General features: G+C 42.2%; 13 protein-coding genes. 9 read left to right on the top strand and 4 right to left on the bottom strand.

What is annotated here, in order from left to right; all coding sequences use genetic code 11:
* The first annotated feature begins 8 nt into the window (after positions 1-8).
* From ACFOSV_RS12880 to ACFOSV_RS12870, 3 genes are all read left to right on the top strand, one after another.
* Entirely contained in the window at positions 9-1,277 is a 1,269-nt protein-coding gene (locus ACFOSV_RS12880) for a DcaP family trimeric outer membrane transporter (RefSeq protein WP_377906422.1), read from the top strand.
* Between the two features lie 32 nt (positions 1,278-1,309).
* Entirely contained in the window at positions 1,310-2,209 is a 900-nt protein-coding gene (locus ACFOSV_RS12875) for a hypothetical protein (protein WP_377906421.1), read from the top strand.
* A 79-nt stretch (positions 2,210-2,288) separates the two neighbouring features.
* Positions 2,289-2,792: a ClbS/DfsB family four-helix bundle protein gene (locus tag ACFOSV_RS12870; protein WP_377906420.1), complete on the top strand. Its 504-nt coding sequence runs from the start codon at positions 2,289-2,291 to the stop codon at positions 2,790-2,792.
* Between the two features lie 43 nt (positions 2,793-2,835).
* Here the strand turns inward: ACFOSV_RS12870 and ACFOSV_RS12865 are convergent, their stop codons facing one another.
* Complete coding sequence (locus ACFOSV_RS12865; protein ID WP_377906419.1) at positions 2,836-4,206, bottom strand: M28 family peptidase; 1,371 nt, start codon at positions 4,204-4,206, stop codon at positions 2,836-2,838.
* Between the two features lie 145 nt (positions 4,207-4,351).
* On the bottom strand, positions 4,352-5,434 hold the full coding sequence (locus ACFOSV_RS12860) for an aromatic ring-hydroxylating oxygenase subunit alpha (RefSeq protein WP_377906418.1): 1,083 nt from the start codon (positions 5,432-5,434) through the stop codon (positions 4,352-4,354).
* Between the two features lie 60 nt (positions 5,435-5,494).
* On the opposite strand from ACFOSV_RS12860, the gene ACFOSV_RS12855 reads away from it, so the two are divergent.
* The 3 genes from ACFOSV_RS12855 to ACFOSV_RS12845 all read left to right on the top strand — a co-directional run bounded on the left by ACFOSV_RS12855 (position 5,495) and on the right by ACFOSV_RS12845 (position 9,192).
* Positions 5,495-6,796: an APC family permease gene (locus tag ACFOSV_RS12855; protein WP_377906417.1), complete on the top strand. Its 1,302-nt coding sequence runs from the start codon at positions 5,495-5,497 to the stop codon at positions 6,794-6,796.
* A complete protein-coding gene (locus ACFOSV_RS12850) occupies positions 6,793-7,665 on the top strand; it encodes a dimethylarginine dimethylaminohydrolase family protein (RefSeq protein ID WP_377906416.1) in 873 nt (290 codons plus the stop codon). The genes ACFOSV_RS12855 and ACFOSV_RS12850 overlap by 4 nt, the downstream gene beginning before the upstream one ends.
* 72 nt (positions 7,666-7,737) lie before the next feature.
* On the top strand, positions 7,738-9,192 hold the full coding sequence (locus tag ACFOSV_RS12845; RefSeq protein WP_377906415.1) for an amidohydrolase: 1,455 nt from the start codon (positions 7,738-7,740) through the stop codon (positions 9,190-9,192).
* Positions 9,193-9,257: 65 nt separating this feature from the next.
* On the opposite strand, the gene ACFOSV_RS12840 is transcribed toward ACFOSV_RS12845, so the two are convergent.
* On the bottom strand, positions 9,258-9,533 hold the full coding sequence (locus ACFOSV_RS12840; protein WP_377906414.1) for a hypothetical protein: 276 nt from the start codon (positions 9,531-9,533) through the stop codon (positions 9,258-9,260).
* A 188-nt stretch (positions 9,534-9,721) separates the two neighbouring features.
* Complete coding sequence (katG, locus tag ACFOSV_RS12835; protein ID WP_377907308.1) at positions 9,722-11,929, bottom strand: catalase/peroxidase HPI; 2,208 nt, start codon at positions 11,927-11,929, stop codon at positions 9,722-9,724.
* 446 nt (positions 11,930-12,375) lie between these two features.
* Between katG and ACFOSV_RS12830 the strand changes: the two genes are divergently transcribed.
* The 3 genes from ACFOSV_RS12830 to ACFOSV_RS12820 are packed head-to-tail and all read left to right on the top strand — an operon-like array spanning position 12,376 to position 15,774.
* Positions 12,376-12,831, top strand: a complete 456-nt coding sequence (locus ACFOSV_RS12830) for a DUF4440 domain-containing protein (RefSeq protein ID WP_377906413.1) — start codon at positions 12,376-12,378, stop codon at positions 12,829-12,831.
* Between the two features lies 1 nt (position 12,832).
* Positions 12,833-14,329, top strand: a complete 1,497-nt coding sequence (locus ACFOSV_RS12825) for an APC family permease (protein ID WP_377906412.1) — start codon at positions 12,833-12,835, stop codon at positions 14,327-14,329.
* Positions 14,330-14,340: 11 nt separating this feature from the next.
* Entirely contained in the window at positions 14,341-15,774 is a 1,434-nt protein-coding gene (locus ACFOSV_RS12820) for an aldo/keto reductase (RefSeq protein WP_377906411.1), read from the top strand.
* The last annotated feature ends 3 nt before the right edge of the window (positions 15,775-15,777 follow it).

Here is a 15,777-nt window from a genome sequence, read left to right as displayed (position 1 = left end):
TCAAAATCATGATCAAGAAAAAACTATCAATTCTACTCCCGATACTGATTCTTATCTACAGTTTAAGTGGTTATGGTTTTTCTCAGAATCGAATGGTCCCCGATACTGTGAAAAACCTCATTATTCCTGAAGGAGACCTTAAAGAATCAATTTTAGTTACCGCCAGCGAGTTGCTGGCATACCCAGAATTCAAAGGCTCTTGGCCCATGTTTGGGACTGCCATTCGGGTGAAAATAGGTGGTTACTTGAAAACAGATTTTGTCTATGATTTTGATGGGACACGAGATCCGAATCAGTTTTTAATGTCAACGATTCCTGTCGAAGGACAAGAAGAGTTCGGAGACGAGGGTTACGTTTCTTTTTTTGCAAAAGAAACCAGGGTGAATATTGATTTAAGGAGATTTGCAGAGGATAAGATTCCCTTACAAGCCTTTGTTGAAGGAGATTTCTTCACAGAGGGTAATCGGTTTCGATTACGACATGCTTATATCACAGCAGGTAGTTTTATCATTGGTCAGACTTGGACTACGCTTTCTTTCTTAGAATCAATGGCTTTTATGATTGATTTTGCTGCGGGGGATGCGCTTTTCGGTGGCAGAAGTGTACAGATTAGATATCAAAAACCTCTAAGCGAGTCAGTAAAATTTTATGTGGGTCTAGAATACCTTGCTTCACTTGGTATCGAAAATCCAACGAATCTTGATGGAAAAGCTAACATTCAAACTCCCCTATTTGCGCTCAGACTGGACAAAAGATGGAAAACAGGAGTACTTTTCCTAGGAGCAAGTCTGACACAATTACGCTGGGATGGTGGTGATACTGGTCCAAGTGATCAAATCCCACAGCTGTCTTTCGTCATCGCTGGAAGACAATATTTTGGAAAAAGTAAAAACAACTATTTCACCTTTAATGTGAGCGCAGGCGACGCTTATGGGGAAAATATAATTGCATTTGCAGGAAGCAATGCTAATGCGGTTTTAAAGGAAAATGGTCAATTAGATGCCATAGCAGGGCTTTCTGCCATGGTGGGTTTTATGCATAGATGGGCACCCACGTTAGAGTCTAACTTTAATTATGCATATGGCTGGCTTAAAGCACCAGATGAGAGAGCTCCTTTTGCTTTAAAAAGAGGTGGAATCGGTCACTTGAACCTGGTGAAGCACTATGATAAAAATTTTTCAACCGGCATAGAATATATGTGGGGAGCACAAAGAACCGCGAATGACGCTTTTGGGAATGCCGCTCGCCTTCAGTTTATGGCAAAATTTGAGTTTTAAAAATATACTTCGGCACAAATATTTAAGTACAGATGAAAAAGCTAAAACCACTTGGACTAATCCTCTTCTCCTTTATAATAAGTCTTACCGCATATTCTCAATCTGAAAACGCAGAAGGAAAGAGTTCAGCTGATCTAGCCAAACAATTAGCGAACCCTAATGCTACGCTAGGTCAAATGCTTTTTCCGATCGACTATATTCGATACAATGGTGAAGTGGATAATGCTGCGCAAAATGGGTATGTTCTTAATTTTCAACCATCGCTACCTTTTCCTATCTCAGAAGGTATAAACCTCTATTTAAGACCATTAATCCCAATCTACCTTTCTCAGCCTGTAATTGGAGACAATGGTTTTGAATCAAAAGGTGGTTTGGGAAACATAAGTGCGGATTTGGCCATAGGAAAGACATGGCCTTCAAAGTGGATCACGCTTGTAGGGGTTTTTGCCGGCTTCCGAACAGCATCTAACGAAGCCTTAAAATCCCGCCAAAATACGTTAGGTCCGGAAATGATGATCGCCAAATTGACCAATTTTGGAGCCGTAGGATTTATAGCTAGTCATGCATTTGGAGTCGGTAATTTGTCCGATGCCGACCCATCTACCACTACTATTCTCCCGGATGATTTTTGGGTAGCATCGGACGGCACTGCCAATACAAGTGTGACAGCGGGTCAATACTTTTATACAATCAATCTATCCAATGGATGGCAAATAAATGCCACTCCTACCTATGCCTACAATCATAGAGCAGAATCAGGAAACAAATTAACTCTACCATTGGGGACAGGATTTCAAAAAGTTGTTCTATTCGGAAAGGTTCCTGTTCGATTTGGTGCTCAGTATTGGTACTATATTGCATCACCTGACACTTTTGGTCCTCAACATCATTTTCGCGTGACCGTCGCTCCAGTGATACCCTTACCCTGGTAAAGCTTTTGTTGTCTATGCTGGCTCTATCGGAAAATAATCTTATACTTATTTGGGGAGTTAAACAAAAAGTCCATTAAGTGTGCCCAGACCGAAAACCAAAGTTCAATTACTAGCTCAAAGTCATGAAAATTTTCAGAAGCTTCTAGATTATATCAATGCATTATCCAAGGAGGATCAACTTACTGATTTTCATGGTGAAACAATGAATCGAAATATTCGGGATGTTTTGGCTCATTTACATCACTGGCACTTGATGATGTTAGAATGGTATCAAATAGGAATGTCAGGGCAAAAACCCGAAATGCCAGCCAAAGGATACACTTGGAAAACTACTTCTGACATGAATAAATGGATTCTTGAGAAGTACCAGAAATCGAACTTAAACGAGGTGAAAAATGCTTTCCTAAAATCCCATGAAGAGATAAGAGCCTTGATTGAAAAACACAGTGATGAAGAGCTCTTTAAGAAAAAAAGATATCACTGGACTGGAAGTACTTCTTTGGCTGCCTACCTGATCTCCGCCACCTCCAGTCACTATGATTGGGGTCTGAAGCTTATCAAAAAAGGAAAGAAATTACCATAAGCAGGTTTAAATTTCTTTCCTCTTTTTTACCAGTAAAAGCTTCTTATCTCCTACGAATTTGCTGTAATGGAAAAACGACTGGAGATTCATTCCCATCTTTTCCTACAGCAGCTACACCGAAGTAATAATTATCGATCACTATACCTTCTAAGGTATGCTCATTCACTCCAGAAACGTACACAAAATTATCCCAAGTAGGTGAGGTAGTCTCTCTAAAATAGATTTTATATCCTGCTACATTATCATCTTCACTGGCTTCCCAAGCGAGAGTTGTTGCTGGTCTTACGGCACCACCAATTCGCACATCCTTAGGTGCAGCTGGCGCCCAAGCAAGACCTGCAAGTGAAATAGCGTTTACAGAAGTCAATTTTGCTGCATAGTCAAAATTTACCCATTTGATTACATCTCCATACTCAATGCCATCCTCCACACGGATATCTTGGTGTTGTTGGGTATAGTTTTCATGCGCTTCCATGATTCTAACTCCTGCATATCCCAGATCATTAAATGGTCGATGATGTCCGCCTCTCCCAAAACGATCTAGTCTGTAAATCATCATTGGGTTCATTTCTGGCATGTAGGTTTTTACTTGTTTATGGATATATCGCGCTAATTGTCTTGAGTTTCCATCCACTTCACCACCTGTAAATCTTCTGGCTCTTCTTTGCTGCTCAGTCTCATTGGCAGGAGTAGGTTCTGAAAAAATTCGGAATGCTCTATTGTCAATCACACCATCCACTCCCTGAATATTTCCAATCATGTCATTGTTCAGAACACCCACGATTTCCCATTCATTTTCCTGAGCATATTTCGCTAAGCCTGCTCCACCAAATAGCCCCTGCTCCTCTCCAGACAGCCCCACGAAAGCCACACTATGCTTAAACTTATATTTGGACATCACTCGAGCAGCCTCAATGGTTCCTGCCATTCCGGAAGCATTGTCATTGGCTCCGGGAGCATCGATCTCAAAATCCATGGTATTGGAAGCTCTGGAATCGATATCTCCTGACATCATCACATAGGAGTTAGGATAATCAGTTCCTCTCAGTACTGCCACCACATTTACCACATAGGCATCTTTGGGCACACGGCTATTTCCTTCTTTTGTCACCAGATCTCTCTGATAAAAAACCTCTAGGCAACCGCCACATTCTGCCGAAATCTTCTCAAACTCTGCTTTGATCCATCTTCTGGCCGCGCCTATTCCCCGAGTATCAGAAAGAGTGTCCGAAAAGGTATTTCGCGTACCGAAGCTCACCAGTTTTCGAATATCTGCCTCAATCCGTTCGGCCGATGTATTTTCAATAATCTCATAAATCCGGGTATCTATTTGTGGAGGAGCTTCTTGCGCAAAAGTGACATTAGCTGTAACAAAAAAAGCCCCCAAAAGGAATAAAGAAGATAGAATTTTCATTTGTCTAAAGTTTAGATCGGGAAATTAGAAGAAGAATGCCGCAGCAAAAAAGAAAAGTTTACAAGCGGAGAAAAAAACTGCTCAACTCGCCAAGGCTGAGGTAGAATCAACACATTTGGTTAGACATATCTAAATTTTCGAAAAACTAGTCATTCAAATATTGGGCGAGTAATCTTTGAAACTGATGAACACCCTTTTCCATTTTCGGTGAAAAGCGACCCGTTTTATACACTCGCGAGCCCACTCCCTTATAAACTCCTTCCACCACAAACTCATCCTCCCTTTCCACTTTATCCAAGGAAACACCTGCTCCAAGATCTAATTTGGGTTCATCTAAAACGTAGCTGTAAAAGCTGACTTTGGTTCGATTAAGGGATATTGGCTTCACCACATTGACTGAACAACCCCAAGGATAAAAATTGAACATCATATTGGGGAAAACCCAAAAATAGTAGGCCGAGATTTGCTCACCAAAATCCTCATGATCGGGAGGTAAGTCAAAAACATGCTCTCCACCTTTGGAGTATCCGATCTGCACATTACAAAGTGGGTAAAGTTCCGTTTTATACTTCCCATAGTCCAGAGCCGCATTTAAGCTTTCATGAACAAATGGGATATGAAACCCCTCCAAATAATTATCACAATAGAGTGCCCAGTGCGTATTTACAAGGTAATCCTTGTTTCGGCTTTTGTCCTCGCGCATATCTGCCAAAGGCAAGAAGCCTACTTTTCCGTTCATAGCTTCTAAAACCACCTCAAAATCCATCACATTTTCCAAGGCTGTAAAAAGCCAAGTCCCCCATTTTTTTAAAGGAAAGCGATGAAGGCTGTCCTCCTTTCTAGGAAAATTTTTAGCATCCCTGAATTCGGGCATGTGCAAAAACTCACCCTCAAGATTAAACCTTCGGCCATGATAGGCACAAGTGATCTGTTTGGCCTTAGTCAACGAATGGCAGAGGATATTCCCTCGATGGGTACAGACATTTGAAAGACAATGGAGCTCCCCATTATTTCGCGTCAATAGCATGGGTTCTTCTAAGCCAAATTCTAAAAACACCCTCGGATTACAAATACCATCTAAATTCAATGAGGCATCATCCCCTATCCACTGCCAAGACTTGGCAAAAACCTTTTCAATCAGTGCGTCAAATACGTCTTGTGATCTATAGAAATCCGATGACAAAGTCTCTGCCTGGGCTATGTCTTCGTGGATTTGATACTTCTTCATAGATTTCCTTTATCTTCAATTGATCTAAAGTAATCATTTCGGTTCAATACCTTTTTTCAATTGAATAAAACTCCTTCGCGACAGTTTGGCCTTATCACTGTTATTTCCCTCGTCGCAGGAGGAATGATTGGTTCTGGAATATTTATGCTTCCTGCCTCCCTAGCATCATTTGGTTCTATAGGCCTCTTCGGTTGGTTGATTGCCGCCATTGGAGCCATTGTACTTGCCAAGACATTTTCCAAACTGAGCGAAGTTATCCCAGAAAATGGTGGATCTTTCGCATACACCAAGGCGGCTTTTGGGGATTTCCCAGCCTTCATTGTGGCCTGGGGATACTGGATTTCCATGTGGAGTACCAATGCAGCCGTAGCTCTAACTTTTGCTGGCTACTTAGGCGTGTTTTTTCCTTCGACCTCTCAATCCCCTCTTTTTGCACCTATAGTAGCTCTTGTAGTTATTTGGACCTTAACCTATGTAAATAGCCGCTCAGTTCGTTCTGGAGGGAATATCCAGGTCACCACTACTATCCTAAAAATAATCCCTGTAATCGTCGTAGCCATTGGAGGCTTTTTCTTCTTTAATGTCGAGCACTTTACTCCCTTCAACCTTTCGGGAGAATCCGCATTTACAGCAGTTTCTGGTGCCTCCTTGCTCTGCTTCTACGCCTTTTTAGGAATCGAAGCTGCCACTATTCCTGCAGATAATATCAAGAATCCAAGTATCAATATCCCTAGAGGAACCCTTATCGGGGTCCTAGTAGTGGTCTTTCTTTATGTCTTGAGTACTGTTTCGATTTTTGGGGTGTTATCTCCCGAAGAAACAGCTGCAAGTACGGCGCCACTGAGCGATGCAGCCACCCGGATATTTGGATCTTGGGCAAGTTATCTTGTGGCTATCGGTGCATGTATATCCACCTTTGGGGCATTGAATTGCTACATTCTCCTTCAAGGACAACTTGCCCAATCCATGGCAAAAGATGGAATGCTCGCCAAGCCCATGGCCTATTTGAATGACCAAGACTCACCCGCCGTGGCCGTTGTAGTATCAGGTGTTTTTATCACTATCCTCTTGCTTCTCAATGTGACCAAAGGGCTGACAAACCTCTACACATTCATGGTTGAGCTCACCACCATAACTTCTTTGCTATTTTACCTGTCAGCAGTCTTGGTTTATGGGTATTTTGCCTATCGTCGAGAACGAGGTTTTACGCGAAGTCTAAAAAATGGACTTATCACACTAATTGGTTTAGCCTTTTGCCTTCTGGTATTTTTAGGCTCAGGTCTTGAAATATTAGTCTGGTCAGGCGTGTGTCTGCTCGCTGGAGTTCCTATTTACTATTACTATACCAAAAAGAATAAATGAAAACTTGTCATTCTGAGTACGGTCAAATTGATCGAGTCATTCTAAAACCAGCAGATTCTGCTTTCAAGAATCAAATGAAAATCAATAATGAATGGAAGGAATTGAATTACCTCTCTCCCGTTATTTTTGAAGATTCCTTGGAAGAGTACCGAAATTTTATGGATTTCTTTCAAGTTCAAGGCTCGCAGATTTTAGCACTTCCTCCTTCTGAAACCAGCCTGGATTCGATCTATTGCAGAGACACTTCTCTTGCCACAGACTATGGAATGATTTTTTGCACCATGGGAAAAAAGGCAAGACTACCCGAACCAAAAGCCATCCAAGAGTTTTGTGAAGAAAAGGGCATACCTGTTTTAGGACAAATAACATCGCCAGGAACTTGTGAAGGAGGAGATATGTGCTGGCTGGACGAAAAAACGCTGGCAATAGGACATACTTACCGGACCAATCTCGAAGGAATCCGACAAATCAAATCCCTTTTGGAGCCAAAAGGCATAGAAGTGCTAACGGTGGAGTTGCCACATTACAAAGGTCCGACGGACGTGTTTCATTTGATGTCCATCATCAGTCCATTAGACAAGGATTTGGCTATGGTTTATTCTGCTTTGATGCCAATCTACTTCAGAGAGGAGTTGCTCAAAAGAGGATTCCAACTCGTGGAATGTCCAGAGGAAGAATTTGAAAGTATGGGCTGTAATGTCCTCGCTTTGGCACCACGAAAATGCCTGATTGTAAAAGGAAACCCCATTTCAACAAAAAGACTTCGAGAAGTAGGATGCGAGGTTATAGAATATGAAGGACAAGAAATTAGTCAAAAAGGATGTGGTGGTCCTACTTGCCTGACCCGTCCCCTAGAGCGAATTATTTAAATTTTGAGCCCATTAAAAAAACTCAATCCAATCGAAAAATAGTAGATTAGAAACTGTCTTAACTCAGAACACATGCTAAAACACATTTCAAAGTCTTTGCCTTTTTTATTCCTTTTAGGAGTAAGCAACATTACAGTCGCCCAAAGTCAAAGCCCAGCAAGCCTGAAAAAGGAAGTTCAGGCTTCCATCGATCAGCGATTTAAAGAACTAACCGATCTAAGCGATCGAATTTGGGCCTTTGAGGAAATTGCATTTCAGGAGACCCAATCCTCTGCTGCACTTGCGGATTATGCGGAAGAGCTAGGATTCCGGGTAACTCGCGGAGTAGCTGAAATTCCCACGGCTTTCGTCGCAGAATATGGCAGTGGAAGCCCAGTTATTGGAATTCTGGGAGAATTTGATGCTCTTCCCGGGCTTTCTCAAAACAAAGTTCCCTACAAAAGCCCATTAAATGAAGGCGCACCAGGTCACGGTTGCGGCCATAATTTATTCGGTGTTGCAAGTCTTGGTGCTGCAGCGGCGATCAAAGACCTAATTGACAAGGGTGAAATTCAAGGAACAGTTCGTTTTTATGGTACTCCCGCAGAAGAGAAATTCTTTGGCAAACTATGGATGGTTCGAGCTGGACTTTTTGACGATGTGGATGCTGTGATGGATTGGCATCCTGGACCAGAAACACAAACCGCAGTACAAAAAGGATTAGCTTTAGTAGACTTTCAAGTCGAGTTTTTTGGTCAGGCGGCTCATGCTTCCAGCGACCCATGGAATGGCCGAAGTGCAGGAGATGCACTGGAGCTGTACACTACGGGGATAAATTATTATCGCGAACACGTGAAGCCTACCGTACGAATTCATTACCATATCCAAACTGCCGGTGAAGTAGTCAATGTAGTACCAGATTACAGCAGAATATGGGTAAGAGTTCGCGATAGCAGCAGGGATGGATTAATTCCAGTCTATGAGCGGATTCAAGCCATGGCTGAAGGTGCTGCTATTATGGCCAATGTAGACTACAAGGTGAACCTCATTTCTGGAGTACACGAAGTGTTAGTGAATCGAACAGGATCAGCAGCTTTACAAAATAATCTAGAAACCTTAGGGCCGATCAGCTATACGGATGAAGAGCAGGATTTTGCCCGAAAAATTCAAGAAGCTACCGAAAAGCCTCAAATTGGTCTGGTCTCCAAAATTGAGCCTATGGAGGAAACTCAGGAGCACTCCATGGGTGGAAGTACAGATGTTGGTGATGTAAGTTGGGTGGTACCCACCATTAGACTTCGTGCCACAACCGCACCCAACGGTACACCTTGGCACTCTTGGGCCGTAGTGGCTGCAGGTGGGATGTCCATTGGGCATAAAGGAATGGCCTACGCTGGCAAAGCGCTTTCGATGACCATGATTGATCTCTTTACCAATCCAGAATTATTAGAAGCTGTGAAAGCTGATTTCAAAGAAAATAAAGGAGACTATATCTATAAAGGTTTTGTACCAGATGGTCCTCCTCCGATAAATTCCAATTTGCAGTAAGTCCTGTTGGATTTACCAAATAGAAAAGATTTAATGGCTTAGTGTCCCCTACCGTAAAAGTGGCATTAAGCCACTTTTCCTTCAGAAAATAGGTCGTAGGCAGCTACCAAAGATTGCCTTCCATAGGAATTCCCTAATCTTTCGTAGCTATTAATATCTGCTCGATCTTCTGTGTAGACTGGAATGTACTCCTCCTCGCCTTCATCCCAAACCACCAGCATGTAGGCATAAGAAATTTTGCTTTCGCGCCCTTTCTCTAACCAGGATTGAAAAATAGACTCTCGCAATGGCTTTGGGAAATCTCTGCCGTCAAACATGAGCCGATCATCTGAACTATTCATTTTACGAAGGTATAAAATTGATGGTGGAGTAAGTAAAAAGAGCCACTTTTGAATTCCCTTGATATCCGGGTTTTTTAAAAAAATAATTAATAGCTGGCAGGAGTCTTATTTTTTGCGAACAGCTCCAGAAATAAAGCAAAATAAAAAGGGCTTCAAAATGAAGCCCCTTTTCGCTGTGTTAAGTTTGATTAGTTAAGATCGAATCTGTCTGCATTCATCACCTTGTTCCATGCAGCGATGAAATCATGAATGAATTTTTCTTCTGAATCTGCGCAAGCATAAACTTCAGCAAGTGCTCTCAACTCGGAATTTGAACCGAAAATCAAGTCAACTCTTGTACCTGTCCACTTCACCTCACCAGATTTGCGGTCTCTGCCGATAAAGGCATGCTTTCCACTGTCTGCTGCTGCCCAAGTAGTTCCTAGGTCCAATACATTGACAAAATAATCATTGGTCAAAGCTCCTGGCTTATTGGTAAATACACCATGCTTGGATCCATCATAGTTGGTATCCATTACACGAAGTCCTCCAAACAAAGCAGTCATCTGAGGAGCTGTCAATCGAAGCAACTGAGCACGATCCACAAGCATTTCTTCAGCAGAAGCTTTGTGCTTTGGCTTGTAGTAATTTCTAAATCCGTCAGCTGCTGGCTCTAACGCTGCGAAAGATTCCACATCTGTTTGCTCTTGAGTAGCATCTGTACGACCTGGAGTAAATGGAACAGTTACATCATGACCTGCCTTCTTGGCTGCCATTTCAATACCAACTGCACCACCAAGAACGATCAAATCAGCAATTGATACTTTTTTACCGCCTGAAGCAGAACTATTGAAAGTAGATTGAATTCCTTCTAACACTTCAATCACTTTTGCAGAACGAGTTGGGTTGTTTGCTTCCCAATATTTCTGTGGAGAAAGTCTAAGTCGACCTCCATTAGCACCGCCTCTGTAATCTGATCCTCTGAAAGTAGAAGCAGAAGCCCAAGCTGTCGCAACCAATTCAGACACTGTAAGTCCTGAATCAGCAATGTGACCTTTTAAGGTCTTCATATCAGCATCATCAATTGTAGCATAAGTAGCAGCTGGGATTGGATCTTGCCAAAGCAATTCTTCTTTTGGAACCTCAGGACCCAAGTATCTTTGGATAGGACCCATATCTCTGTGCGTTAACTTAAACCAAGCTCTAGCGAAAGCATCAGCAAACTTGTCCGGATTTTCATAAAAATCTCTTGAAATCTTCGCATACTTTGGATCTTCTTTCAAAGCGATATCCGTAGTAAGCATAAATGGAGCATGCTTTTTATTTGGATCAAAAGCATCAGGAATCAAACCTTCACCTGCTCCACCTTTTGGCTTCCACTGGTGTGCACCTGCTGGACTCTTGGTCAATTCCCAATCGTAACCAAATAGGTTTTCAAAGTAGTTGTTTGACCATTTAGTTGGAGTTGTAGTCCAAGCACCCTCCAATCCTGAAGTGATGGTATCTCCAGCATTTCCAGAACCGAAAGTGTTTTTCCAGCCCATACCCATTTCTTCGATGGCTGCGCCTTCTGGCTCAGGACCAACATATTCATCTGGATTTGCAGCTCCGTGAGTCTTACCAAAAGTATGACCACCTGCAATTAATGCTACAGTCTCTTCGTCGTTCATAGCCATTCTACCGAATGTCTCACGAATATCATGTGCTGCACGAAGTGGATCTGGCTTACCCTCTGGACCTTCCGGATTAACGTAAATCAATCCCATGTGTGAAGCACCCAGCGGATTCTCCAATTCACGATCACCACTGTATCTCTCCTTATCTCCTAGCCACTCACCTTCTGAACCCCAGTAGATATCCTCCTCTGGCTCCCAAACGTCCTCACGACCTCCAGCAAAACCAAAAGTTTTGAAATCCATGGTTTCTAAGGCCACGTTACCAGCAAGGATCAACAAATCAGCCCAAGATAGTTTTCTGCCATATTTCTGCTTGATTGGCCAAAGCAAAAGTCTCGCCTTATCCAAGTTTGCATTATCTGGCCAGCTATTTAGTGGGGCAAAGCGCTGCGTTCCTGCATTTCCACCACCTCGTCCATCAGCGATTCGGTAAGTACCAGCTGCGTGCCATGTCATTCGGATGAAAAATGGACCGTAATGACCATAATCTGCAGGCCACCAATCTTGAGAATCCGTCATCAAATCAGCCAAATCCTTTTTAACTGCCGCCAAATCCAAAGACTGGAATTCCTTAGCGTAGTCGAAATCCTTATCCATTGGATTCACCTTATCAGAATGTTGACGAAGGATGGAAAGATTCAATTGATTGGGCCACCAATCCGTGTTTCTTGTACCTCTTCCAGCAGCTTTACTTACTGCGCCACCGATGAAAGGACACTTTGAAGCGTCCGCCTCATTCATGTTGTAGGCTCCGTTGCCATTTGAAGAGCCGTTATGTGGGTTTTCCATATTTATAAAATTGTTTGATTTAAAGTTTCAAAAATTGAAGTTAGCAAAAAGCTTGTTTATACAATTCAAAATTCGATTGATAAAACCTATGAAGGGTGTTAAAAATCAATCAAATCAAATTGGGCTTCCTACATTAAACGAACACCAATAAATGCTGATTGGTTTACTCAATTGGCATGATAAAAGTCACTTTTTACTAAAACTTCTTCAGAGCTAATTTAAGTATTATAAAAAATAAATGATAAATAATTGTTTACCAACGGTTATAAACCGAGGTTCAAATAAATTGAATCTGTAAGGAAGAATAATTCAAACCCTATTTTAGAAAGTGTGGTTTTGGCATAGAAACAAAACCTGAGAATTTTTAATACTTTTAAGCAGCCAGAACGTGTACAATCATGACCAAAAGACTTTTCATTTTCACCTTAATATTAAGCATTGGATTTTCGGCTTTTGCCCAACAAAAATCAGATCAAAAACAAGTTGAAGACCTCATCCAAAATTCATTTGATGATCTCTTTTCCAGCTTTCAGATAGAAAAGGTCCCAGACTATTATACTGATGATTTCATTTTGTTAGAACAAGGAGAGGTTTGGGATATGGATATGATCAATAACTATTTTAAACAAGGGGCCACTCAAACAAACCCGAACCAGAGAGTAAATCGCTTCGAATTTATTGAAACCAGAGTAGACGGAAATCGAGCTTGGACATCCTATTGGAACTACGCCACCATCAGCAAAAACGGAGAGGTCATCCGTGATATTAAATGGCTAGAAAGCGCAACGGCAGTCCGAACCAAAGACGGTTGGAGACTAGATATGCTTCATTCTACAAGAGTGGAGGTAGAATAACATGAGTAAAAAAGGTTCGCAACAATCACATCCTCATCTTTCTAGAAATCTAGGGCTACTGGGCCTGATGTCTACTGGCGTCTGCTCTATGATTGGAGCCTCGATCTACGTCATTCCATTTATGATTCAGCGAAATGTTCCTGGCATCGGTCCTTTCGTACTACCAGCTTTTTTATTTGCAGCACTGCCTGCTCTCTTTGCTGCAATGGCTTATGCTACCCTTGCCTCTGCCATGCCTCGAGCAGGTGGCTCTTACTTATATGCGAGTCGAGCACTTCACCCATATCTGGGTTTTATAGCCAGCTTTTCCCAGTGGTTTGGCTTATCTATTGTTATTGGAGTGATTTCATATGTTTTAGTGCCGTTTATCCGGGATTTTTTCTTTGGGCTTGGTTTAGAGGAACTAGCTAATTGGCTAGAAATCGGTTGGATCCGAGTCAGTATTTCCTTAATGCTTTTATGGACCTTTGGACTTATAAATATCTTAGGAATAAAGACTTATGAGAAAACTCTAATCCCACTCATGCTACTGATGTTTGGTCTAGGCGGCTTGGTGATTATTTCAGGATTTAGCTATTCACAAGATGAGTTTATTGCAGCATTGGATACCAAAGCTAGTATGGATTTTATGGAAGTAGAGTCCTCCTTTGAGTGGAAAACCTTCCTAGCAGCTGCGGCATTGCTCTTTTCCAGTTTTATAGGTTTTGATGCTATCGCACAAGCAGGTGGAGAAGCTAAAAACCCAAGCAAAAACCTACCTCGGGCTATAGGTTTGGCCATCCTTGTGGTAGGTGGGTTTTACTTCACTTTTACCCTAGCTGTGTACCATACAGTACCTTGGCAGTTTGTAGCCCAGGAAGCCATGAAGACTGATCTTACTGCAGCTGGACTTTTGAGTTACTTGCTTCCCTCTTGGCTGGGAATACTTATCCTTTTTGGTGCAGCCATTGCCCTGCTTAATGACCTTCCTGCCATGATTTTATCTGTTTCAAGACTTGTATTTTCTTGGGCGGAGGATGAGATCTTCCCTCCTGCTCTGGCTAAAATTCACCCTCGGTACAAGACGCCGGTGCGTGCAATATTATTGAGCACTGGAGTCGCAACCATTGGGATTTTAGGAAGCCATTTTGCTGGAGATTTCTTTTTAGGAATTGACATCATGGTTACCTCCATGCTCGTAAACTTTCTTTTGATTTGTCTTTCCTTATTTTTTCTTCAGCGCAAAAACCCAAAACTCGCTTCTGGGTTCCATTTACTCAAATCCAGAATGAGCCAGATTCTTGTGGCCTTTGGAGGGTCCATTCTACTCTCACTTTTCCTTTTCATCCATATCACTAAAGACCTTTCTGCGGATGTTTCAGCCTGGTATTTCCAGTCGACTTGGGTTTGGTTACTGGTGATGAGTTTAGGAAGTTTGATTTTTGCATTTCGTTGGAATGCGCTTAAATCAAAATCCGTGGATTTAAAATCAAGATTTTCAAAGCTTCCAGAAGCCTAATTGTAATTCAAATGACAAATAACTTGAACCAGAAAGCATTCAGTCCGATTATCACTGGCCTTTGGCAAATCGCAGATTTAGAGCGAAACGGAACCATGGTAGATCCCAAATTCGGGGCAAATGCCATGAAAAAATATGCGGATGAAGGCTTTGAAACCTTTGATATGGCTGATCATTATGGATCTGCTGAAGAAATTGCAGGAGAGTTTGCACAAACCTTCGGTAAAAATGCCGGCAAGCACTTTACCAAATGGGTACCAGAACCTGGACCAATTACCAAGGATACTGTGAAAGCCGCCGTAGCTAAGGCAATGAGCCGGATGAAAACCGATCAAATTGATTTGATGCAATTTCATGCTTGGAATTACTCTGACCCATCCTGGGTTGATGCGCTATTTTGGCTTCAGGAACTCAAGAATGAAGGTCTCATCGCAAACCTCGGTCTGACCAATTTTGACACTGCACATCTTTCCATTGTGTTAAATAGTGGAATAGAGGTGATTTCCAATCAAGTTTGCTATTCTCTTTTGGATCAAAGAGCCGCCTCTCAAATGGGGCAGTTTTGCCAAGCCAATGGCATCAATCTTCTTGCTTTCGGAACGCTTGCTGGAGGCTTTCTTTCGGAAAAATGGCTTGATGTTCCTGAACCAAAAATCAACGAATCCCTTACTTGGTCGCAAATGAAATATAAGCGCTTCATTGATTCTGCAAGTGATTGGGAAGGTTTCCAAAGACTACTCAAAGGGCTCAATGGTATCGCTAAAAAACATGAAGTAGGTCTAGCCAATGTGGCCAGTAAATTTATCCTCAACCAGCCTGGCGTTAGCGCAGTCATCATTGGAGCCAGACTTGGAAAAAGCGAGCATATCGCTGAAAATAAGCGGATTTTGAATCTAGAGCTGAGTAACGAAGAATTGACTGAAATTCGAGGATTAATCTCAGGGTTTTCAGCAATTCCAGGTGATTGTGGAGACGAATATCGTAAACCTCCCTATTTAACGGCTTCTGGTGATCTTTCTGATCATCTCTCCTCCTTTCCTGCCCCTTATCCCATCTATCATGGCAGCAATGGCCGAATCAAGGCCCTGAGCGGCACAGTTTGGGAGGACATCGCAGGATTCAGTCGCGCAGTACGAAAAGGCAATAGAATTTCTATTTCAGGTACTACCGCTACGCACGGCACTAAAGCAATGGGTGGACAAGATCCATCTGCTCAGACTCATTTTGTTATTGATAAAATTGAAGGTGCACTGCAGTCCTTAGGGGCAACGATACATGATGTCGTTCGCACAAGAATTTTCATCAAAAATATAGACGATTGGGAAGCAATAGCCCGTGCTCATGGACAGCGTTTTGGTGAAATCCAACCCGCTAATACCATGGTCAGAGCAGATCTAATCGGTGATGAGTACCTCGTAGAAATTGAAGTGGAAGCGGAACTCTAGAAA

This window comes from Algoriphagus namhaensis (assembly GCF_042649705.1).
GTDB classification, from domain to species: Bacteria; Bacteroidota; Bacteroidia; order Cytophagales; family Cyclobacteriaceae; genus Algoriphagus; species Algoriphagus namhaensis.
The sequence above is the reverse complement of the archived record's forward strand: the minus strand, read 5'-3'. Positions and strand labels throughout refer to the sequence as shown.

What these genes read in the sequence shown, in the direction of transcription:
- ACFOSV_RS12880 (WP_377906422.1), top strand. Translation starts at nt 9, where the DNA reads ATGATCAAGAAAAAACTATCAATTCTACTCCCGATACTGATTCTTATC.
- ACFOSV_RS12875 (WP_377906421.1), top strand. Translation starts at nt 1,310, where the DNA reads ATGAAAAAGCTAAAACCACTTGGACTAATCCTCTTCTCCTTTATAATA.
- ACFOSV_RS12865 (WP_377906419.1), bottom strand. Translation starts at nt 4,206, where the DNA reads ATGAAAATTCTATCTTCTTTATTCCTTTTGGGGGCTTTTTTTGTTACA.
- ACFOSV_RS12860 (WP_377906418.1), bottom strand. Translation starts at nt 5,434, where the DNA reads ATGAAGAAGTATCAAATCCACGAAGACATAGCCCAGGCAGAGACTTTG.
- ACFOSV_RS12850 (WP_377906416.1), top strand. Translation starts at nt 6,793, where the DNA reads ATGAAAACTTGTCATTCTGAGTACGGTCAAATTGATCGAGTCATTCTA.
- ACFOSV_RS12845 (WP_377906415.1), top strand. Translation starts at nt 7,738, where the DNA reads ATGCTAAAACACATTTCAAAGTCTTTGCCTTTTTTATTCCTTTTAGGA.
- ACFOSV_RS12840 (WP_377906414.1), bottom strand. Translation starts at nt 9,533, where the DNA reads ATGAATAGTTCAGATGATCGGCTCATGTTTGACGGCAGAGATTTCCCA.
- katG (WP_377907308.1), bottom strand. Translation starts at nt 11,929, where the DNA reads ATGAATGAGGCGGACGCTTCAAAGTGTCCTTTCATCGGTGGCGCAGTA.
- ACFOSV_RS12830 (WP_377906413.1), top strand. Translation starts at nt 12,376, where the DNA reads ATGACCAAAAGACTTTTCATTTTCACCTTAATATTAAGCATTGGATTT.
- ACFOSV_RS12825 (WP_377906412.1), top strand. Translation starts at nt 12,833, where the DNA reads ATGAGTAAAAAAGGTTCGCAACAATCACATCCTCATCTTTCTAGAAAT.
- ACFOSV_RS12820 (WP_377906411.1), top strand. Translation starts at nt 14,341, where the DNA reads ATGACAAATAACTTGAACCAGAAAGCATTCAGTCCGATTATCACTGGC.